At 35.5% G+C, this 21,510-nt stretch carries 19 protein-coding genes; 11 read left to right on the top strand and 8 right to left on the bottom strand.

Annotated features, from left to right (window positions below; genetic code table 11):
• Nucleotides 1-22 precede the first annotated feature (22 nt).
• Entirely contained in the window at nucleotides 23-1,318 is a 1,296-nt protein-coding gene (gene tyrS / locus EV142_RS18680; RefSeq protein ID WP_132037359.1) for a tyrosine--tRNA ligase, read from the bottom strand.
• Nucleotides 1,319-1,522: 204 nt separating this feature from the next.
• Between tyrS and EV142_RS18675 the strand changes: the two genes are divergently transcribed.
• Entirely contained in the window at nucleotides 1,523-2,524 is a 1,002-nt protein-coding gene (locus EV142_RS18675) for an NAD-dependent epimerase/dehydratase family protein (RefSeq protein WP_132037358.1), read from the top strand.
• Between the two features lie 4 nt (nucleotides 2,525-2,528).
• Here the strand turns inward: EV142_RS18675 and EV142_RS18670 are convergent, their stop codons facing one another.
• From EV142_RS18670 to EV142_RS18660, 3 genes are read right to left on the bottom strand one after another with little or no spacing between them, the layout of a single operon-like run.
• Nucleotides 2,529-3,017 carry a DUF4296 domain-containing protein gene (locus EV142_RS18670; RefSeq protein WP_132037357.1) on the bottom strand — a complete coding sequence of 163 codons (489 nt, stop codon included), beginning with the start codon at nucleotides 3,015-3,017 and terminating at the stop codon, nucleotides 2,529-2,531.
• A gap of 12 nt (nucleotides 3,018-3,029) precedes the next feature.
• Complete coding sequence (locus EV142_RS18665; RefSeq protein WP_132037356.1) at nucleotides 3,030-4,370, bottom strand: dihydroorotase; 1,341 nt, start codon at nucleotides 4,368-4,370, stop codon at nucleotides 3,030-3,032.
• A 13-nt stretch (nucleotides 4,371-4,383) separates the two neighbouring features.
• Complete coding sequence (locus tag EV142_RS18660; protein WP_132037355.1) at nucleotides 4,384-5,109, bottom strand: polyprenol monophosphomannose synthase; 726 nt, start codon at nucleotides 5,107-5,109, stop codon at nucleotides 4,384-4,386.
• 105 nt (nucleotides 5,110-5,214) lie between these two features.
• Here EV142_RS18660 and EV142_RS18655 point away from each other — a divergent pair, with 105 nt between their 5' ends.
• The 3 genes from EV142_RS18655 to EV142_RS18645 all read left to right on the top strand — a co-directional run bounded on the left by EV142_RS18655 (nucleotide 5,215) and on the right by EV142_RS18645 (nucleotide 7,365).
• On the top strand, nucleotides 5,215-5,883 hold the full coding sequence (locus EV142_RS18655) for a DUF4271 domain-containing protein (RefSeq protein WP_132037354.1): 669 nt from the start codon (nucleotides 5,215-5,217) through the stop codon (nucleotides 5,881-5,883).
• 15 nt (nucleotides 5,884-5,898) lie between these two features.
• Entirely contained in the window at nucleotides 5,899-6,648 is a 750-nt protein-coding gene (locus EV142_RS18650) for a uroporphyrinogen-III synthase (RefSeq protein WP_132037353.1), read from the top strand.
• Nucleotides 6,649-6,894: 246 nt separating this feature from the next.
• Nucleotides 6,895-7,365, top strand: a complete 471-nt coding sequence (locus tag EV142_RS18645; RefSeq protein ID WP_007811264.1) for an Lrp/AsnC family transcriptional regulator — start codon at nucleotides 6,895-6,897, stop codon at nucleotides 7,363-7,365.
• 163 nt (nucleotides 7,366-7,528) lie between these two features.
• On the opposite strand, the gene EV142_RS18640 is transcribed toward EV142_RS18645, so the two are convergent.
• From EV142_RS18640 to EV142_RS18630, 3 genes are all read right to left on the bottom strand, one after another.
• The gene (locus EV142_RS18640) at nucleotides 7,529-8,215 is read right to left on the bottom strand and encodes a zinc metallopeptidase (RefSeq protein WP_132037352.1); all 687 of its coding nucleotides are present in this window, start codon (nucleotides 8,213-8,215) and stop codon (nucleotides 7,529-7,531) included.
• A gap of 129 nt (nucleotides 8,216-8,344) precedes the next feature.
• Nucleotides 8,345-9,196 (bottom strand): alpha/beta fold hydrolase, encoded by an 852-nt coding sequence (locus EV142_RS18635; RefSeq protein ID WP_132037351.1) that lies wholly within the window; start codon nucleotides 9,194-9,196, stop codon nucleotides 8,345-8,347.
• Between the two features lie 268 nt (nucleotides 9,197-9,464).
• The gene (locus tag EV142_RS18630) at nucleotides 9,465-12,617 is read right to left on the bottom strand and encodes a leucine--tRNA ligase (RefSeq protein WP_132037350.1); all 3,153 of its coding nucleotides are present in this window, start codon (nucleotides 12,615-12,617) and stop codon (nucleotides 9,465-9,467) included.
• Between the two features lie 674 nt (nucleotides 12,618-13,291).
• On the opposite strand from EV142_RS18630, the gene EV142_RS18625 reads away from it, so the two are divergent.
• The 4 genes from EV142_RS18625 (at nucleotide 13,292) to truB (ending at nucleotide 16,058) form a co-directional block, all read left to right on the top strand.
• Nucleotides 13,292-14,167 (top strand): cell division protein FtsX, encoded by an 876-nt coding sequence (locus EV142_RS18625; protein ID WP_132037349.1) that lies wholly within the window; start codon nucleotides 13,292-13,294, stop codon nucleotides 14,165-14,167.
• A 61-nt stretch (nucleotides 14,168-14,228) separates the two neighbouring features.
• Nucleotides 14,229-14,471: a DUF3098 domain-containing protein gene (locus EV142_RS18620; RefSeq protein WP_132037348.1), complete on the top strand. Its 243-nt coding sequence runs from the start codon at nucleotides 14,229-14,231 to the stop codon at nucleotides 14,469-14,471.
• Between the two features lie 100 nt (nucleotides 14,472-14,571).
• Entirely contained in the window at nucleotides 14,572-15,369 is a 798-nt protein-coding gene (locus tag EV142_RS18615) for an undecaprenyl-diphosphate phosphatase (protein WP_132037347.1), read from the top strand.
• A complete protein-coding gene (truB, locus tag EV142_RS18610; RefSeq protein ID WP_132037346.1) occupies nucleotides 15,369-16,058 on the top strand; it encodes a tRNA pseudouridine(55) synthase TruB in 690 nt (229 codons plus the stop codon). Before EV142_RS18615 ends, truB begins: the two co-directional genes overlap by 1 nt.
• A 474-nt stretch (nucleotides 16,059-16,532) precedes the next feature.
• Here the strand turns inward: truB and EV142_RS18605 are convergent, their stop codons facing one another.
• Nucleotides 16,533-17,150, bottom strand: a complete 618-nt coding sequence (locus EV142_RS18605) for a thioredoxin family protein (RefSeq protein WP_132037345.1) — start codon at nucleotides 17,148-17,150, stop codon at nucleotides 16,533-16,535.
• A 193-nt stretch (nucleotides 17,151-17,343) separates the two neighbouring features.
• Here EV142_RS18605 and pyrH point away from each other — a divergent pair, with 193 nt between their 5' ends.
• The 3 genes from pyrH to EV142_RS18590 all read left to right on the top strand — a co-directional run bounded on the left by pyrH (nucleotide 17,344) and on the right by EV142_RS18590 (nucleotide 21,380).
• A complete protein-coding gene (gene pyrH / locus EV142_RS18600; RefSeq protein ID WP_127340530.1) occupies nucleotides 17,344-18,051 on the top strand; it encodes a UMP kinase in 708 nt (235 codons plus the stop codon).
• Nucleotides 18,052-18,202: 151 nt separating this feature from the next.
• Nucleotides 18,203-18,766, top strand: a complete 564-nt coding sequence (gene frr / locus EV142_RS18595) for a ribosome recycling factor (protein WP_132037344.1) — start codon at nucleotides 18,203-18,205, stop codon at nucleotides 18,764-18,766.
• Between the two features lie 118 nt (nucleotides 18,767-18,884).
• Nucleotides 18,885-21,380: a DUF5686 family protein gene (locus EV142_RS18590; RefSeq protein ID WP_132037343.1), complete on the top strand. Its 2,496-nt coding sequence runs from the start codon at nucleotides 18,885-18,887 to the stop codon at nucleotides 21,378-21,380.
• The last annotated feature ends 130 nt before the right edge of the window (nucleotides 21,381-21,510 follow it).

The raw sequence follows: 21,510 nt of genomic DNA, 5'->3' as shown, positions 1-21,510 counted from the left end.
AAACAATTAACCGATTAAAAAACTAAACAATCCTCAACACAAAATAATTTCTCCTACCACTTTGCAGCAGCACAAACTGATTGTTGATTAAATCATTTGCCGTCAGCACAAAATCCTCTTTGATTTTCTCTCTGTTTACCGAAATTGAATTTGCCGTCAAAGCACGTCTTGCTTCTCCGTTTGATTTAAAGAAACCTGTTTTTTCGTTTAAAACCGTGACGATATCCAATCCGTTTTCTAAATCTGCTTTTGCAATTTCAGCTTGTGGAACTCCGTCAAAAACTTCTAAAAAAGTCGCTTCGTCCAATTGTTTTAAATCATCCGCAGTTGAATTTCCAAACAGGATATTTGATGCCTGAATCGCTTTTTCCAATTCTTCTTTACTGTGAACGAAGATTGTAATTTCTTCCGCCAGTTTCTTTTGTAAAACTCTCAAATGAGGAGCGGCTTTATGCTCTTCAATCAAAGTGTCGATTTCTTCCTTTTCTAAGAAAGTAAAAATCTTTATATATTTTTCAGCATCAACATCTGTAGCATTTACCCAAAACTGGTAAAATTTATAAACTGAAGTTTTATCAGCATCCAGCCAAACGTTTCCTCCTTCAGATTTTCCGAATTTAGAGCCGTCTGCTTTTGTAATCAAAGGAGTTGTCAAGGCAAAAGCTTTTGAACTTTCTCCTCCCATTCTGCGAACTAATTCTGTACCGGTGGTAATATTCCCCCATTGATCAGAACCTCCCATTTGCAGAATACAATTGTTGTTTTTATATAAATGATAAAAATCGTATCCCTGAATTAACTGATAGGTAAATTCGGTAAAAGACATTCCCTCTCCTTCTCCGCTCAGTCTCTTTTTTACAGAATCTTTCGCCATCATGTAATTCACGGTAATACGTTTTCCAACTTCGCGCGCAAAATCAATAAACGAAAATTCTTTCATCCAATCGTAGTTATTCACCATTACCGGAGCATTTTTATCGGTCGAATTAAAGTCCAGAAAACGAGACAAAACACTTTTTATTCCGGCTACATTTTTAGCGAGGGTTTCTTCGTTTAATAAATTTCTTTCATCTGATTTACCAGACGGATCACCAATCATTCCGGTTGCACCTCCAACCAAAGCGATCGGCTGGTGGCCAAAATTCTTTAAATGAACCAGTAAAATAATCTGAACCATGCTTCCAATATGAAGTGAATCTGCTGTTGGATCAAAACCAATATACGCTGTTGTTACTTCTTTCAGTAATTGTTCTTCCGTTCCAGGCATACTGTCGTGATATAACCCGCGCCATTTTAATTCTTCAACTAGATTTTTCATTTTTTTAAATAATTTGTGCAAATATAATCAATGGCAATGGCAATGGCAAAAAGCAATTTCAATATCAGTATCAAAAAGCAATTTCAACATCAAAATTCTAAACAAAAAAGAGAAAATTTTGATTGCTGACAGCAAAATAAAACCTTTGTAACTTTGAACCTTTGTCTCTTTGCTGCTTTAAACCAAAAAAGTTATCTTTACAAAATGGTATTAGTTACAGGAGGAACAGGTTTAGTCGGCTCGCATTTATTACTTCATTTGATTGAAAATGGAGAAACGGTGAGGGCGATTTACAGAAATCAGAATAACATCCGGAAAACAAGATTAGTCTTTGAATTATATAAAAAGGCTGATCTATTTGAAAAAATCGAATGGCTGGAAGCTGACATTCTTGATGTTCCTACTCTGGAAATTGCTTTTACAGGTATTGAATATGTTTATCATTGCGCTGCATTTATTTCGCTTGATCCCAAGGACGAAGATAAATTAAGAAAAACCAATATTGAAGGAACAGCCAATCTGGTTAACTTTTCTATCGCAAAGCAAGTAAAAAAATTCTGTTTTGTGAGTTCGATTGCTGCTTTAGGAGATTTGGCTCCCCACGAAACCATTATAACAGAAGAAACCGAATGGAATCCTGAAAAACCACATAGTGATTATGCCATTTCTAAATATGGTGCGGAAATGGAAGTCTGGAGAGGACTGCAGGAAGGTTTAGATGTCATTATTATAAATCCGGGAGTAATTTTGGGCCCTATTCCGAAAACAAAAACCTGCGAACAGGGCAGTGCTGAATTTTATGTAAGAGTAGCTAACGGCCTTTCCTTCTACACACTTGGAAGTACCGGATTCATAAGCGTAAATGACGTCGTGAAAATTGCTTTTGAATTAATGAAAAGTGATATAAAAAATGAACGTTTTACACTGATTGCAGAAAATATAGTATTCCGCGATATCCTCAATACAATCGCCGATACCCTGAAAGTAAAAAGACCAGGCATTCATGCCAAGCCTTTTCTATTAAATTTTGCGTGGATTGCTGATGGAATTTTTTCGACTTTGTTCTTTCAAAAGAGAAGAATTACCAAAGCCACTGCAAAAGCTTCTTATTCTAAAAATTTGTATTCTAACCAAAAAATAAAAACCGCTCTGGGAACGGTTTTTTTAGATGTACATCAGTATGTAAGAGACGTTTCAAAATTATAAGCTATTACTTTTGAATTGCCTTTTTCATTTGCATTGTCCTTCTGATCGAATCAACATTGACCTTCACCAATTTTGTTCTGTCTATTTGAGGAGCTTGCCCTGAGATTTTTTCCTTCTCTTTTTTAGCTTTGGCCGCTTTTTTCTCATCGATTTTAGATAATGAATCTGCCGCTCTTTGATTTTTCTCCAATCGTTTGGCAATTTCATCAAACATATCTTTATAACCTTCGTAATCAGCGGCATAATAAATATTGCTTTGTGCAAACTGCAGACTGTCGACTTTGTATTTCTGCAAAACAAATCTTTTTTGACTTGTATCACTTGAATCCAATGATAACGGATTTTGATATTTAATAGCATCCAGAAGAGACAAATCATACATGATATCAATCATCTTTCCTTTCTCAATAAGTCGTTTGGGCTGTTTTACCAACTCTTTTTTACAACTTACAGAAAGAAACAAAACCAATACTATACATACAAAATTCTTCATCTGTGCTTTTTTTTATCTATCGAACAATAATCTCTTTCCGTTACGAATATCTTTTACCTTAAAGTTATTGTAAACCAATTCTCCATTTACAAAAGTATGCGTGATTCTGGATCTGAAAGCAAAACCTTCAAATGGAGACCATCCGCATTTTGATAAAATATTATCCGGATTAACACTCCACGGTAAGCTTGGATTTACGATAACCAAATCAGCAAAATAACCTTCTTTAATAAAACCTCGCTTTTCGATTTTGAAAATCTTAGCCGGATTATGGCACATTTTCTCCACGATTTTTTCAATTGAAATTTTACCCTGGTGATGCGCTTCAAACATGGCTACAACAGCATGCTGCACCAATGGCCCGCCGGACGGAGCATTTAGGTAAGATTGTTTCTTTTCTTCTTTGGTATGCGGCGCGTGATCTGTAGCAATTACATCAATACGGCCATCATTCAAAGCGTCCCAAAGTGCTTTTCTGTCACTTGCCGTTTTAACGGCCGGATTCCATTTAATGAAATTTCCTTTGGTCTTGTAATCTTCATCCGTAAACCAAAGATGATGCACACAAACCTCAGCGGTAATTTTTTTATCCTCTAATGGAATTTTATTCGTAAACAACTCCATTTCTTTCGCAGTAGAAAGATGAAAAATATGCAGACGGGCACCCGTCTTTTTAGCCAGCGCCACTGCTTTGGAAGATGAAATATAACACGCTTCCGTGCTTCTGATTAAATGATGTGCCGTTACAGGAACATCATCACCATATTGCTCTTTAAACAAAGCCAGATTATTACGGATAGTCGTTTCGTCTTCGCAGTGTACCGCAATTAACATAGGCGTACTTGAAAATATTTTTTCTAAAGTCGCTTCGTTATCCACCAGCATATTTCCGGTTGAAGAACCTAAAAAGATTTTGATTCCCGCAACATTCCTGGGATTCGTTTTTAGAACTTCTTCTAAATTATCATTGGTTGCCCCCATCATAAACGAATAATTCGCAAATGATTTTACGGCTGCAATTTGGTATTTATCTTCTAAAATTTCCTGGGTAACGGCATTAGGCACCGTATTAGGCTGCTCGATAAAAGAAGTGATTCCTCCGGCAACAGCTGCTCTGGATTCTGATTCAATATCACCCTTATGCGTTAATCCCGGCTCCCTGAAATGCACCTGATCATCAATAGCACCAGGGATTAAGTAATTCCCTTCGGCATCAATTACTTTACAATCGGATGTTTTTAAGCTGATACTATCTGAAATTTCAACAATTAAGTCATTTTCAATCAATACATCGCCTTCAAAAATTGATCCTTCGTTTACAATTTTAGCGTTCTTTATTAAAATTCTATTCATGACGGTAGCTTTTTTATAAGGTATTGAATAATTTTTTCAATCGAAGTGCTATTACACCCAGAATCGCTTCTTTAATAATAGCATTACTCATTTTCGAAACTCCTTTGGTGCGATCCGTAAAAATAATCGGAACCTCGGAGATTTCAAATTTACCGCAATACGTTCTGTATTTCATTTCGATTTGAAAAGCATAGCCAACAAATTTAATTTTATTGAGGTTGATCTTCTCCAGGACTTCTCTTTTATAACAGACGAAACCTGCGGTCGCATCATGAATTTTCATTCCGGTAATGAATTTTACGTAAACCGAAGCAAAATAAGACATCAGAACGCGGCTTAATGGCCAATTTACAACATTTACGCCGGTTACATAACGTGATCCGATTGCTAAATCGGCACCTCCGAAGTGACAGGCATCGAACAATTTTTCAAGATCATTTGGATTATGGGAAAAATCGGCATCCATCTCAAAAATGAAATCGTATTTTCGTTCTAAAGCCCATTTAAAACCATGAACATAAGCTGTTCCCAAACCGGATTTTTTAGCTCTTATTTCTAAAAACAATCTTTCCGGAAATTCCTCCTGTAATGCAATTACTTTATTAGCAGTGTGATCCGGAGAATTATCATCAATTATTAAAAGATGAAAAGGTTTATGTTGAGAAAGTACAGCTCTAACTATACTTTCTATGTTTTCTATTTCGTTATAAGTGGGAATTATGACAATACAATCATTCATTTTGCTGGGTAATTTCACCGCAAAAGTAAACTTTTTATGGCATTTGATTCATAATAAATTTATAATAAAAGTATTGATATAAAAAATTACTAATTTTGCAGCGTTATGATTGAACAACTTCATCCCCGTATTTTCGAAAACAAAGATTGGGCGACACTTTTATTTGTGTTGGCCTTTGGCCTTGTTGCCGTTACTAAATCAGCATACGAAGCTAGATTTAGCGAATTTAGCAAGCTTATTTTTTCAGATAAATACGCTAAAATCTATCGTGACACCAGTAATCTGAAAGGCAGTTTCATCGTAGGTTTGTTTTTTGTACAAATTATTTCGTTTTCCTTTTTCATTCAGCTTACGATGCATATTTTTGGATATGCCTCAAAAACAGACTGGATTTTGTTTATTCAGATTGCCACATTTTTACTTTATTTTATTCTAGCAAAATATTTAATCGAAAAAATCGTTGCAACTTCATTCAACATTGAAGAATTTATAGACCTTCTTAACTTACAAAAAGCAACATACAGAACCTATATTGGCGTTTTAATCCTTCCTTTTAATGCTGTTTTGTTTTATTATGACAATATTCCGAAAAGTGTACCGCTAGCAATCATCGGTGTTTCACTATGTATAAGTCTATTCTCATACTTTATTTCGATTAAAACGTATCAAAATGTAATAATCAGTAAGTTATTTTATTTTATTTTATATCTTTGCGCTCTTGAAATAGCCCCTTATTATTTCATGTATTATTGGATTACAAAAGAGGCGGCTTAGTAAAAGTTTTATAATATGAAAGTGAAAACAATTTTGGTGTCACAGCCTGAACCTAAAGTGGAAAATTCTCCTTACTTTGAGCTCCAACAAAAACACAAAATAAAAATTGATTTCAGACCATTTATTCATGTGGAGGGGGTTAACGCAAAAGAGATTCGATTACAAAAAATCGATATTAATCATTACACTGCGATTATTTTGACAAGCAGAAATGCAGTAGATCATTTTTTCAGAGTGGCGGATGAAATGCGCTATAAAGTACCTGAAGGATTGAAATATTTTTGCCAATCTGAAGCAGTTGCCTTTTACCTGCAGAAATATGTAGTGTACAGAAAGCGTAAAATTTATGTAGGTGCAAAAGATTTTGCAGATTTATCTCCATTAATTAAAAAATACAAAGACGAAAAGTTCTTGCTTCCCGCTTCTGATCAGTTAAATGCAGATGCTCCTATTACTTTAAATAATTTGAAAGTAGACTGGACTCAGGCCATTTTTTACAAAACCGTAATGAGTGACTTATCAGATTTGGCAGATGTTTATTATGATGTCTTAGCCTTTTTTAGTCCAACAGGAATAAAATCTTTGTTTAAGAATTTCCCGGATTTCAAACAAAACGAAACCCGAATTGCTGTTTTTGGAAGCACCACTCAAAAAGAAGCTTTAGATTATGGATTAAGAATAGATATTCTTGCTCCAACTCCTGAAACTCCTTCCATGACCATGGCTTTGGAAAAATACATCAGTGAAGCCAATAAAGGAAAATAATCCTTTTAGAAAATACATCCCGATAGCTATCGGGATTAAAATTCCAAATTCCAACTTTAACTGTTGGGATTTGGAATTTTTGATTTAAAGCAATTCCTCTGTATACCGTTCTCCATCTTTGTCAAAGTTTAAAACTTTGACAAAGATTTAAAAGAGGCAACTTCCTATTCAATTAAAAGTTTTATCCTTAAATTTGATTTCTATTCTAAACCAAATTACCAGAATTAGTTTCAAATATCAACTCTTATGAAAATCAACTCTCTTCTGATCGAAATTGACGGTATCGATAAGGAAATCCTTCGTTATTTAATGGATGATGCCCGAAAACCTATTTTACAAATTGCCAATAAAATAGGCATTTCAGGAGCCGCGATTCATCAGCGTCTGAAGAAACTGGAACAATCAGGTGTAATTTCAGGTTCTAAATTTACGGTTAACCCAAAAGTTTTAGGATACAACACCATGGCTTTCATTGGCGTTTACCTGGACAAAGCTTCCCGAAACTCTGAAGCCGTAAAAGACCTGAAAAAAATCCCCGAGGTTTTAGAATGTCATTACACCACAGGAAACTGGTCTGTTCTGATAAAAATTATCTGTCGCGACAACGAACACTTAATGCAGCTTTTAAACACCAAAATACAAGCTATAGAAGGCGTTTCACGAACAGAAACCTTTATCTCGCTGGATCAGCAGATTGACAGGCAGATTCAGCTTTAAAATTTGATAATGGGATAATTAGATAATGTGTCAATGAGATAATTTAGACAATGAGTCCATTAGATAGTCCTTAAACAAAAAAATCCGACAGGCTGCAAAACCTGTCGGATTAAAATTATCAAAATATCTAATTATCTAATTGACACATTATCTAATTATCTAATTAATTCCTCCTGCTTCCTGAATAAATCGAAATATAGTACAACAACGTGGCAATCGATCCGATGGCAGCCACAACATACGTCCTTGCAGCCCATTTTAAAGCATCTTTTGCTCCTGCCTGTTCTTCCTGTGTCAGCATGTGTTTATTTTCGAGCCAGGCGAGCGCACGATTACTGGCATCGTACTCTACGGGTAAAGTAATTATAGAAAACAAAGTCGTTGCCGCAAAAATAACGATCCCGATAAGCAGCAATTGTGGAAAAGTACGGATCATCAGAATTCCTGCTAATAAAATCCATTGCATGTAGCTGGAGGCTACATTTACAATTGGCACTAATTTAGAACGCATTGTCAGCCATTCATACCCTATCGAATGCTGTACGGCATGACCACATTCGTGTGCGGCGACCGCAGCCGCAGCGGCATTACGATGATTATAAACTGCCTCACTTAAATTTACCGTTTTATCTCCCGGATTATAATGATCCGTTAACTGTCCCGGAGTCGAAATAACACGCACATCCGTAATTCCGTTATCAGCGAGCATTTTTTCTGCAATTTCGGCACCGCTCATACCGTTTTTCAATTGCAATTTAGAATATAATTCGAATTTACTTTTTAGCTTTGAACTTACCATCCAGCTGAATAACATAATAGCTCCGGCAAGAATTAAATATTCACCTCCCATATCTTTATTTTTTTGATTGAATTTAAAGTTACGAAACAAACAGCAATTTCTGAACCACTTTAACAAAATGCCAAAATGACATTTCAGATCCAGGTAACTTGAAGCTAAAAGACTGGTTTTAAAACTCCATTATTTAACTTTTATAAAGTTGTTCAGATGTTTAAAATAAAAATCTTTATCATCATACATAATAAAATGCAATCCTTTAGTCGCGTATTGAAGATTGGCAGGTTTTAATTTTTTATACTGCTCTTCGATGGCAGGTTTAAGGTTTACAAAATAAGATTCCAGCAAAACCAAGGCCGGACATTTTACCGTTGCGATCTTATCCCTTAAATCGGTATTGGAGAAATCGCAGTACATTTCACCAAAAGTTTTTCGGTCTGATTTTGTACTCCATCCCAGCAATAATTCATGCTTAGTAGCATCTGCGGTCAGTTTAGGGAGATATTTCTTTTGATTGTCATGAAATTCCTGATCGGTCAGACTCATCATTGCAGCAATCATCGGTGCACAATCATTATTTTCTTTTGCTTTGAAAGAAGAATCCATCAGCGCAGCCAGGCACGGCACCGCATCTACTACAACAATTCGATCAGCCAAATCCGGATAATCTGCAGCAATTGCCAGGGCCAGTCCGCCACCCATACTATGTCCGATAATAATTGGTTTTACGATTTTATGATCCTGAATATAGCTAACAATCGCCTCTTCCCAATTTTTAAAAGAAGCATTGGCTTGTGGAGGTACTCCGGCAAAACCAGCCATTGTTAAAGTATAACAGGTAAAACTTTTTTCGAAATTGGCTTTTGTATCATTCCAGACCTCCCCAGAAGAGGCAAAACCAGGAATAAATAAAATAGATTGTTTTCCTTTTCCTGATTTAACAACCTCAAACGGATATGATTTTGTCTGCGCAAAAACATTTAAACACAGCGCTGAAAATAATAATGCGACAACTAAGAAGATATGCTTTTTCATTTTTGATAATTTTAAATGGTTACTGAATCAAATTCGCCTTTTGGATGCCGGAAGAATCAAAATATTACAAATTTCAACTCTTTTTCAATTAAGTGCGTAAATATATAGCGCGTCTTTCAAATACATTGAATTCAGGCATACAATTAAACATAGATTTAACAAATAACCCGTAAAGTTCGGGTATTCGAAGTGTAAAAATTATAAACAAAAAAAATCCAAATCCCAACAAGAATTGGAATTTGGATTTTTTTATTTGAACTGTATTCGGTTACCCTACTAAATTGATGATTTTTCCGGGAACGATAATCACTTTGTTCGGTGTTTTTCCATCTAACTGACGTAACGTTCTTTCATCTTTCATAATGATTTCCTCGATTTGTGCCGCGGTTAAATCCAAAGGCAATTCGATGGTGAAACGCATTTTTCCGTTGAAAGAAACCGGATATTCTTTATTGGTTTCTACTAAATGTTTCGCTTCAAAAACTGGAAAATCAACCGTAGCAATTGAAGTTGTATGTCCCAATTGTGACCATAATTCTTCTGCAATATGAGGTGCATAAGGAGAAACCAAAATCACCAATGGTTCTAAGATCGCTTTTGAATGACAGTTTTGAGCCGACAATTCATTTACACAAATCATAAACTGGGACACTGAGGTATTGAAAGAAAAACTCTCAATATCTTCCGCCACTTTTTTGATGGTTTTGTGTAATGATTTTAAGTTGTCTTTTGTAGGCTCGTCGTTGTTTACGATCAAACCTTTATTCTCATCCACATACAAACGCCACAACTTTTTCAGGAAACCAAAAACTCCGGAAATTCCGGCTGTATTCCAGGGTTTAGCTTGTTCTAATGGCCCTAAGAACATTTCGTACAAACGCAATGTATCGGCTCCGTATTCATTACAAATATCATCCGGAGTGACCACATTGTATTTTGATTTCGACATTTTTTCGACCTCACGGCCTACAATATATTTTCCGTTTTCTTCTGTAATAAAAACTGCATCAGCATAATCTTCTCTCCAAACTCTAAATTTCTCGATATCTAATTCATCTGAAGAATTCACAAAAGAAACATCTGTGTGCAATTTATTGAATGATTGTTCATCAATCGTAATTCTTGTAGTATTTGCAGTAGTTTTAGCAAATAATAAATTTGACAATTCTTTTAGAATTTCACTTTCTTCGTTAAACATAACAACTTTACTACCTCTTTCTAGATATACTTTAAATTCAGAATTAGAATTACCATAATTTTTTATAAGTTCAGAATACTCCTTAGAGTTATAATATAAATCTCTGTATTTTACAAACTCCTTATAATACTTCAAACTAACATAAACAGATTTACCATAAAGATCATCTCCAACAGTATCTTGTCCAAAATTATCTCTTCCTCCCGAAACACTTGTGATATTTAACCTATAAACAAAAGCACTCGTACCCAAAATCATTCCCTGATTGATCAGTTTTTTGAAGGGTTCTTCGGTTGGGGCAAAACCTTTGTCTTTTAAGAATTTATTCCAGAAACGGGAATACAATAAATGTCCGGTCGCGTGTTCGCTTCCTCCAATATACAAATCGACGCTTTCCCAATAGGCTAGCGCTTCTTTGCTTGCAAATTCGTTTTCGTTGTGCGCATCCATATAACGCATCCAGTACCACGAGCTTCCCGCCCAACCTGGCATTGTATTCAATTCAAGTGGAAAAATAGTGACATTGTCGATCAACTGAGTACTAACAACTGAACACTGAACACTGTCCCATGCCCAGACAGTTGCATTTCCTAAAGGAGGCAGACCGTCTTCGGTTGGCAAATATTTTTCTACTTCCGGTAAAATAATCGGTAAATGTTTTGCATCGATCATTTTTGGAAGACCGTTTACATAATACACCGGGAAAGGTTCTCCCCAATAACGCTGACGTGAAAATACCGCATCACGCAAACGGTAATTGGTTTTTCCGGCTCCCTGCCCTATTTTTTCTAATTCCTGAATAACAGCTTTAGTAGCCGTTTTATAGTTTAGACCGTTTAAGAAATCCGAATTGGCAATTTCTAGATTATCTTTAGAACCATAAGCCGCTTCAGAAATATCAACATTGGCGAAGATATTTTTGATTTCCGGCATTCCTCCCGAAGTCTCGGGATGACTTTTAAAGAAATTAGCAAAAGCATAATCTCTTTCGTCTCCGCAAGGAACTGCCATTACAGCTCCAGTCCCGTAACCTGCCAAAACGTAATCGCCAATCCAAACCGGAATTGGTTCTTTCGTAAAAGGATGTTCGGCATACGCTCCCGTAAATACACCTGAAATTGTTTTTACATCAGCCATACGCTCACGCTCTGAACGTTTTGCTGTTTTTTCGATATAGGCTTCTACAGCCGCTTTTTGTGCCGGAGTTGTAATTTTAGCTACCAGATCGTGTTCCGGTGCCAAAGTCATAAAAGTTACGCCAAAAATTGTATCAGGACGCGTGGTGAATACTTCTATAAAAAGTTCCGAATCGCTAAGTTTAAACTTAACCATTGCGCCAACCGATTTTCCAATCCAGTTTCTTTGAGATTCTTTTATAGATTCACTCCAGTCAATATCATTAAGACCTTGCAGCAAACGTTCTGCATAGGCAGAAATACGCATGCTCCATTGGGTCATTTTTTTACGAATTACAGGATAACCGCCGCGCTCGGAAACGCCGTTTACGATTTCGTCATTTGCCAAAACAGTTCCTAAACCGGGACACCAGTTTACTTCTGTTTCTGCCAGATACGTCATTCTGTATTGCAATAGTATTTTTTCTTTTTGATCCTCGGAATAAGAATTCCATTCTTCTGCCGTAAAAACCGCAACATTGTCGTCGCAGACTGCTTCAACCAGAACGTTTCCTTCTTCTGAAAAAACCTGGATTAAAGTCTCAATATTAAAAGCTTTTCCTTGTTTCTTGCAATACCATGAATTAAATAACTGGATAAAAATCCATTGTGTATGTTTGTAATAATCCGGATTTGAAGTACGTACTTCACGGCTCCAGTCAAATGAAAATCCAATTTTATCCAATTGCTTTCTGTATCCGGCAATTTCTTTTCCTTCTTTATCTGTTCCTCCGTCAATATTTACGCGTGTAGTATCCTCGGGACGCTGTCCGGTCTGGATGGCATATTGTTCTGCCGGCAATCCGAAACTGTCGTAACCCATTGGGTGCAAAACATTGAAACCCTGATGTCTTTTGAAACGTGAATATACGTCTGAAGCAATATACCCAAGTGGATGCCCAACGTGTAATCCCGCACCAGACGGATACGGAAACATATCCAGTACGTAGTGTTTTGGTTTTTCAGAATTGTTTTCGGCTGCAAAAGTTTGATGATCTGCCCAATATTTTTGCCATTTGGCTTCTATTTCGTTCGGATTGTATTTCATTCCTTGTTTATATTTTTATTTTTTACGGAGTCACGCTTTCGCTTCCTCAAGTCATTTTTTTTAAAGGTACAAAGTTGCAAAGTGACAAAGGTTCTAAGGTTTATCACTTCAATCAATTGAGTGCAAATTTACATTTATTACAGATTGTACCAAAGGTATTTCGTTGGCAAACAAATAAAATAATGAAATCGGTATTCAAATTAAGTAAAAACAACTGTATTGAATCTTTAATTAACACCCGATTTTATGAAAATCAAAAACTACATTCTCATTTTAATAATTGCATTTTCGTGTACAATGTGTGATGCTCCGAAAAACAAAAAGAGGACTCTGCCGGAGAATTTAACCGCAAGGCTCGCTACGATTTTTTATTTAAGTAGTGCGCTCAAAACCTGAAGTCCGCAAAGCTTTATCTGCACAAAATTTTGCGAACTTTGTTCAATATTTTTAGTAACAGATTAAAGAGGTTAAAATGATTTTTAAAATCTGTGTAAATCCATTAATCTGTGGTTATTCTCTTTTTACTTTGTGAACCTTGCGAAAGCCTTAGCGAACTTTGCGGTTAAATTACCATTACTATTCAATATCAAATTGTACATTTATAGATAAAAGTTCGTTATTAACTTTAAATAAAGAAATTCTTTATTATTTTTACCACATAATTTAAGCAAACTATGAGTTCTAACTTTGATAAATTTCAAAAGCGCAGGTTAATTTCCTCTTATTTTTCGGTTGTATTAAGTGTTTTTCTGGTGCTATTCCTTTTGGGAGTACTGGGATTATTCATTATAAATTCTAAAAAACTGGCTGATGATTTTAAAGAAAAAATCGCCATGACGGTTTTCTTTAAAAATGAAGCCAATGACAGCGTGATAAAAGCGTTCAATACCGAATTAAAAAGAGCTCCTTATGCGAGATCGTTTGTTTACGTTACCAAAGAAAAAGCAGCCAAGGAACATACCGATATTATCGGAGAAGATTTCCTTACTTTTTTAGGAGAAAATCCTTTACTGAACTCTTATGACATTCACCTAAAAGCAGATTATGTTGAAAGGGACAGTATTTTACAAATTGAAAGTAATTTGCGTAAAAATGCCATGATTTCAGACATTGTTTACGACAAACAACTGGTAAATCTGGTAAATGACAATATCAAGAAAGTTAGTATGTGGATCCTTATTATCAGTGGTTTTCTAACAGTAATAGCCGTTTTGCTGATCAATAGTTCACTGCGTTTATCCATACATTCCAATCGTTTTATTATCAAAACCATGCAAATGGTTGGTGCTACAAAATCGTTTATCCGTAAACCATTTGTAACGCGAAGTGTAAAATTAGGTCTGTTAGGATCTGGATTGGCTATAATTGCCCTTATTGCACTTTTACTTTACGTAGATACGAATTTCCCCGGATTGGGAATTTTAGAAGACAAAATCTTAATCGCATTGGTACTACTGGCCGTTTTAGGATTAGGGATTTTGATTACCTGGTTAAGTACGCACTTTGCAACACAACGTTTCCTGAATTTAAGAACCGACGATCTTTATTAATAAAAGTAAACATTCACAGTTTTTAGTTTACAGCAAACCTTATAAAAGAATTTAATTAGCAATGAAAAATAATAACGAAGAACAAAAACAACAATTCCTTTTTGACGGCATCAATTATAAAATTCTTTTAATCGGAATTGCGGTTATTGCTTTGGGATTTATTTTAATGTCTGGTGGCGGAAGTGATAATCCGAATGTTTTCAACGAAGATGTTTTTAGCTTCAGACGTATCCGATTGGCTCCAACGACTGTTTTGATAGGTTTTGGAATCACGATTTATTCTATATTCAAAAAATCCAAATAGACTACTTAGATTATTAGAATATTAGATTGGTTAGATTCTTTCTAAAAAAATCTGAGAAATCTAAAAATCCAAAAGTCTAAAAATCCAATAATCTAAATAAATGAATACATTACAAGCCATTATCCTTGCGATAATTGAAGGAATTACAGAATTTTTACCTGTTTCTTCAACTGGACATATGATTATTGCCTCTTCTTTTTTTGGAATTGCCCACGACAACTTTACAAAGCTTTTTACCATTGTGATCCAGCTTGGTGCCATACTTTCTGTGGTTGTTTTATATTTCAGACGTTTTTTTCAGACACTTGATTTTTACTTTAAACTTCTGGTTGCTTTTATTCCTGCTGTAGTTTTAGGACTATTGCTAAGTGATATTATAGACGGATTATTGGAAAATCCCGTTACAGTTGCGGTTTCTCTTTTGATTGGCGGTTTAATTTTATTGAAAGTTGATGAGTGGTTCAACCAGCCGGAAACGGGCGAAATTGCTCAGGAGATTACCTATTTACAGGCTTTTAAAATCGGATTATTTCAATGTATTGCCATGATTCCGGGAGTTTCAAGAAGCGGTGCCAGTATTGTTGGCGGTATGTCCCAAAAGCTTTCCAGAACTACTGCAGCTGAATTCTCCTTCTTTTTGGCCGTTCCGACTATGTTGGGTGCAACGGTAAAAAAATGTTACGATTATTATAAAGACGGCTTCGAATTATCTCACGATCAAATCAACTTTTTGATTATTGGAAATGTCGTTGCTTTTATTGTAGCGCTTTTGGCTATAAAAACTTTCATCGGTTTTTTGACTAAAAACGGATTCAAGGTTTTTGGTTATTACCGAATAATAGCAGGGATTATCCTGTTATTAATTCACTTTTTCATTCACCCGCTTACCATTATATAATGACGACTGAAGAATATTTAAACGGACAAGTTTTACTGATAGACAAACCACTAAAATGGAGTTCGTTTCAAGCAGTCAACAAATTAAAGTATCTTTTAATCAATAAAGTCGGACTTCCCAAGAAGTTCAAAATTGGTCATGCAGGAACTTTAGATCCATTGGCGACTGGATTATTATTGATCTGCACCGGAAAATTCACCAAAACAATTTCCGAATTGCAGGGTCAGGCTAAAGAATATACCGGAACTTTTTATATTGGTGCTACTACTCCATCTTATGATTTAGAGACTGAAATCGACGAGACATTCCCAACGGAACATATCGATGAAGCTTTAATTCACGAAACCGTAAAACAGTTTTTAGGGGAAATCGATCAGAGACCGCCTATTTTTTCGGCCATTAAAAAAGACGGTGTACGCCTTTATGAACATGCGCGCGCCGGAGAAACGGTTGAAATTGCCAGCAGAAAAACGACCATTCATGAATTTGAAATCACCCGGATTGCATTACCTGAAATTGATTTCAGAGTAGTTTGCAGCAAAGGCACTTATATTCGCTCTTTGGCTTTTGATTTTGGAAAAGCAATGCATTCAGGATCTCACTTAACCGTTTTACGCCGGACTAAAATTGGTGATTATGATGTGAAAAATGCAATTGATATTACTTTGTTTGAGCAAAGTCTCCAATAAAGAATAATTCGCATTTCCCTCTTACTTTTTTAAAGTATAGCGTTAGCTGTAGGTCTTGACATTTCTGTGATTTAATTTTTAAGAGTAGTTCTTTAAAAAAAACTTTATTGAAATTATTGACAATAAATAAGCACATTACACAATGGGGTATTGTAATGTGCCAACTCCTAAGTAATGTTACTTCATACTTGTTTTCCTGTGATTAATAGTGAGAAACGCTTTTCCCTCCAAACAAGAATGATGAAAAATAGTCGTAAAACCTTTCGAATAACTTTTTCATAATAGTGCAGTTTTTAATAGTTAACATTAAATAAACACCAATAATAGAGTAAATCAAAAAGTAGATAATAGAAGTGGGATTCTTTTACTAAGATATAAAAAATTTAAATAAAAAACACATATTAAAATTGCAATTAGCTTATTTTAAACGTTTTAACAAAAATATAACATTTTTTAAATTATCCAGTTCAAAAATTACAAACGGTTGTACTGAATGTTTTCCATGATTTCAAGCAATTCTTCCTGAACCGAAACCCCTTTATCGGCGAGATACCACAATTGCAAATCGGTTTTGATTTTTTCATCAATTACTCCAAACTCCTTTTTATAATTAGCCATAAGTTCGGTTGCGCCTTTTGGTCTTGACCCCCAATCGGTACGGACAATTCCCGCTTCCTTGCAAATAACGATAACTTTAGGAATAGCTCTTCCGCCGTTTGTTAAATATTGACTCATTAATTCCTCGTTTGCATCACGCAAAACAATTCGCAGGTCTACTTTTTTATCAGAACCCTGAGCCATTTTATTGATAATGGGAAGTATTTGTGCCGCATCGCCGCACCAGCCTTCAGAAATCACGAGCCAGATATAGTGGTTCTCCAGTTTTTGCAGCTTTTCGATCGTGTCTTCAGCGATTTTTATGGTTTTCTCGAGGCGGTTCATTCGCGCTTCATTCAGACTTGTATAATGCGTGAGGCTTTCGGATTGCACATCACCTGTAGATTTTCCTTCGGACAATAAATCGGTAACTAATTTTCGATATTCAGAATAAGAGTAACTGTTGAATAATGCTTTGGCTACAATACTTTTCATATTTGAATTTTTTAGGATGCGATAAAAATACAAATTTTAGAAAGACGCGGGAATGACTTTTGTCACATTAAGAAGAAAATGAATCTAAAAAAGTATGTTGAATTAAAAAACAGAGCGCAAAATTATTTTTTCAAAACATTATTTTTAAAAATCAGAATATGTCTATATTTGCACCAATTAACGCAACACACAAATGAAATATAAAAGAATTCTTCTAAAACTAAGTGGCGAGGCCTTAATGGGTGATTTACAATACGGAATTGACCCAAAAAGATTAGCCGAATATGCCGAGGAAATTAAGCAAATTCACAGCAAAGGAGTCGAAATTGCTATTGTTATTGGAGGAGGAAATATTTTTAGGGGCGTTGCAGGTGCAAGTGCCGGTATGGATAGAGTACAAGGCGATTATATGGGAATGCTGGCAACCGTAATTAACGGAATGGCATTACAGGGTGCGCTGGAAGACAAGGGAATGAAAACGCGTTTGCAGACTGCTTTGAAAATGGAATCTATTGCTGAGCCCTACATCAAAAGAAGAGCAGATCGCCACCTTGAGAAAGGAAGAATTGTAATTTTTGGTGCAGGAACCGGAAATCCTTATTTCACCACTGATACAGCAGCTGTTTTAAGAGGAATCGAAATCAATGCTGACGTAATCCTGAAAGGAACCCGCGTTGATGGTGTTTACGATTCCGATCCGGAGAAAAATGCTTCGGCAGTAAAATTCGACTTCATCTCTTTTGATGATGTACTGAAAAAAGGATTAAATGTAATGGACACAACCGCTTTCACCCTAAGCCAGGAAAATAAATTACCAATCGTTGTTTTTGATATGAACAAAATTGGAAATTTATTGAAAATCTGTGAAGGAGACAACATAGGAACCGTAGTAAATATTTAGACTACTTAGATTGTTGGAATTTTAGATTATCAGATTTCAATAATCGCTTAATATTCAAAAAACAAAAAAACATATTAGTTAGTAAATTAGGTGCCAAAATTTTTAGAACTCTAAAAATCGAACCATCTGAAAATCTAAAAATCTAAAAAAAATGACTGAAGAAATAGAATTTATATTAGATAGTACTGAAGAATCCATGAATGGTTCGATAGCGCATTTAGAGAAAGAATTTCTTAACATTCGCGCAGGAAAAGCTTCTCCGGCTATGCTTGGAAGTGTTTTTGTAGATTATTACGGATCTGCAACACCGCTTTCCCAGGTATCAAAAATCAGTGTTCCTGATGCAAGAACAATTACTTTACAGCCGTTTGAAAAAAACATGCTGCAAACCATTGAAAAAGCCATTATGATTGCCAATATTGGTTTCAACCCAATGAATAACGGAGACGTTATCATTATCAGTGTTCCGCCTTTGACAGAAGAGCGCCGTCGAGATTTGGCCAAACAGGCAAAATCTGAGGCAGAAGATGCTAAAATCGGTGTGCGTAACGTACGTAAGGATGCCAATTCTGATATCAAAAAATTAGAAAAAGAAGGAACTTCTGAAGATGTCTGCAAATCTGCTGAAGAAGAAGTTCAGAACTTAACGAATACATACATTAAAAAAATTGATGAATTATTGGCTGCAAAAGAAGCTGAAATCATGAAAGTGTAATCTTATTCCACACAAAATAAAAATCCGTTTAGTTAAATTGTACTGGACGGATTTTTTTATTGTTATTTTTGTGTACCAAAAATTAATTGTTTTCATTTTTGAAACTAGAATCCTCTGTATGAAGCTATTTTGTTTTCTGACTTTGTTTTTTACACTTACCATTCAGGCGCAATTTCAAATAAGCGGAATTGTAAATGACTCCAGCAACAAACCACTTCCGTTTGCTACCATTAAATCATCAGAGAACTTTAGTGCCATAACAGATATTGATGGAAAATTTACGTTTACAGCTTCATCTGACATTCCTTTTTATACGGTCTCTTATGTTGGTTTTGAAACTAAAACCATAACGGTAATACAAAACAAAAAATTCTATACAGTTTCCCTTTCCCAGAAAACAGACGATTTAAAAGAAGTGGTGGTTTCAAATGAAAATCCGGCTTTAGCGATTTTAAGAAAAGTAATTTCAAATAAAAACACAAACAATCCGCAGAAAAAACTCAGCAGTTTTGAGTATAAAACGTACAACAAGCTTATTGTCACCGCCAATCCTGATTCTATTGACGGCCGTATTGACTCCTTAGCCTCTTATAAAGATTTAGACAAAAAGAAAATCAATATTGATTCTTCCGATTATAAATTCAAGGAAATCATCAGCAGGCAGCATTTGTTTCAGACTGAAAAAGTGTCGCAATATCAATTTGGCAATAATAAACTTAAGGAAACGGTTTTAGGTACAAAAATGGCAGGTTTCAAACAACCTGTTTATGAGATTATCGCTTTCAACTTACAATCTATTTCTATTTACGATCCCAAATATGAATTATTGGAAACCAAATACGAAAGTCCAATTTCAAATAACGCCCTTAAAGATTACAATTACAAACTGCTTGATACGGTAAACATAAAAGGTCGCGATACCTATATGATTTATTTTAAAAACAAACACAAAAGAAAAACTTCAGGATTGGAAGGTGTTTTGTATATCGATCAGGAGAATTTTGCCGTCGCCAAAGCAGTCATGCGTATAAAAGGCGTTTTGGATATTAGCGGAATTCATGAGTTTGAATATGCTCCAAGCGAAAAAATATGGTTTCAAAGCAATACCACTTTCAAAATTGTAAAAGGTAAAAACGAGGAGGATATTAAGATTTTGGGCGGAACCATTCAGTTTGATGCAGATGCGGAAGAAAATTTCGAGCCGAGAAAAAAGGTAGCTTCAGACTTCACTTATTTACTTTCCGAAAGCAACAACTTCGACATTCATTACAACACCAATCCTCCGATAAAAAACCCGTCTCTTTATATCGAAATTAAAGACGATGCCAGCAAAAAACCGGAAACTTTCTGGGAAGGTTACCGAAAAGAAAATCTGGATCTAAGAAGCCAGAAAACCTATTTGTTACTGGACAGCCTTTCGATCAAAAAGAGGGTAGAAAAGCGCCTGGGAATCGGCCGTAAAATCATTAATGGTTTCTACCCGGTCGGGCCTGTTGATCTTGACCTGAAGAAAATTATAAGCTACAATAATTACGAAGGTTTCAGATTGGGTCTTGGCGGCATTACCAATGATCGTTTCTCTAAAAATTTCCGCATTGAAGGATATACGGCATACGGAACTAAAGATGGTGCTTTTAAATACAGTATCGGTACGGGAGTTCTGCTTGACAAAAGTACCAATACGTGGGTTAATGGTTATTATATGGATGATGTACGGGAAATTGCAAGTACCGTTTTTGCCGTTGACAAGCGGGTTTTTAAAATTTACGATCCACGTCCGATAAACATTAGTACCTTTTATCAGTATACCGGATGGAGAGCCAATGTTCAATCTAAAATTATCCCGAAAACGGAAGCTGTTTTAGAAGTATCAAGAAACTTAATCGAACCAAAATTTGATTATCTTTTTAATCTGAACGGAAAATTGTATTCGAGTTACATTATGACAACAGCAATGTTATCTATTGTTTGGGCACCATTTAGTGAATTTATGCAAACCCCAACCGGAAGACTTGAATCGGATAAAAGGTTTCCGAGATTCACTTTCCAGTATACGCAATCGCTGCCCAATGTTCTGGAAAACGATTTTAACTTTGGTAAAATCGATTTTAAGGCCGAATATGAAAAACAATATTTAAATCGCCAGAAAACAAGTTTACTGCTGCAGGGAGGGTATGCTTTTGGAGATGTTCCTATCACGCATCTCTACAATACGGCTCCAAATAACTTAACCAAAGAGACCATCGTTCAGCGTGTTACTTTTTCGGGACGAAACAGTTTTGAAACGATGTTTTTTAATGAGTTTTTCTCCAGTGAATATGTGATGTTTCAGATCAAACATGGTTTCGACCGAATCAAAATCATGAGAAAAGTTCGTCCTTCACTGGTATTGGTTACCAGAATGGCCTGGGGAAATATGGAAAATCCGCAGCAACATGTCGGTCCTGCCTACAAAACACTGGACAAAGGTTTTTTTGAATCCGGAATTGAATTAAACAAAATCTACAAAGGGATTGGCTTAGGCGGATTTTACAGATATGGCCCTAATCAGTTACCGCGATTTGACGATAATATTGCCGTTAAGATTTCTTATGTACTTGATTTGGGACTCTGAGTTTAAATTTAAAAAAAAAAATTAAATTCCAAATTCCAACTTTAACGGTGTGGATTCAGCAAATGTGATTTCTCCTCACGTCGAAATGACAAAGTTTAAAGAGGAACAACATTATACACCAAACAAAAAT

Source organism: Flavobacterium circumlabens (genome assembly GCF_004345565.1).
In the GTDB taxonomy this organism is placed as follows: domain Bacteria; phylum Bacteroidota; class Bacteroidia; order Flavobacteriales; family Flavobacteriaceae; genus Flavobacterium; species Flavobacterium circumlabens.
Note: the sequence above shows the minus strand (reverse complement) of the source record. Positions and strands in the feature narration are given on the sequence as shown.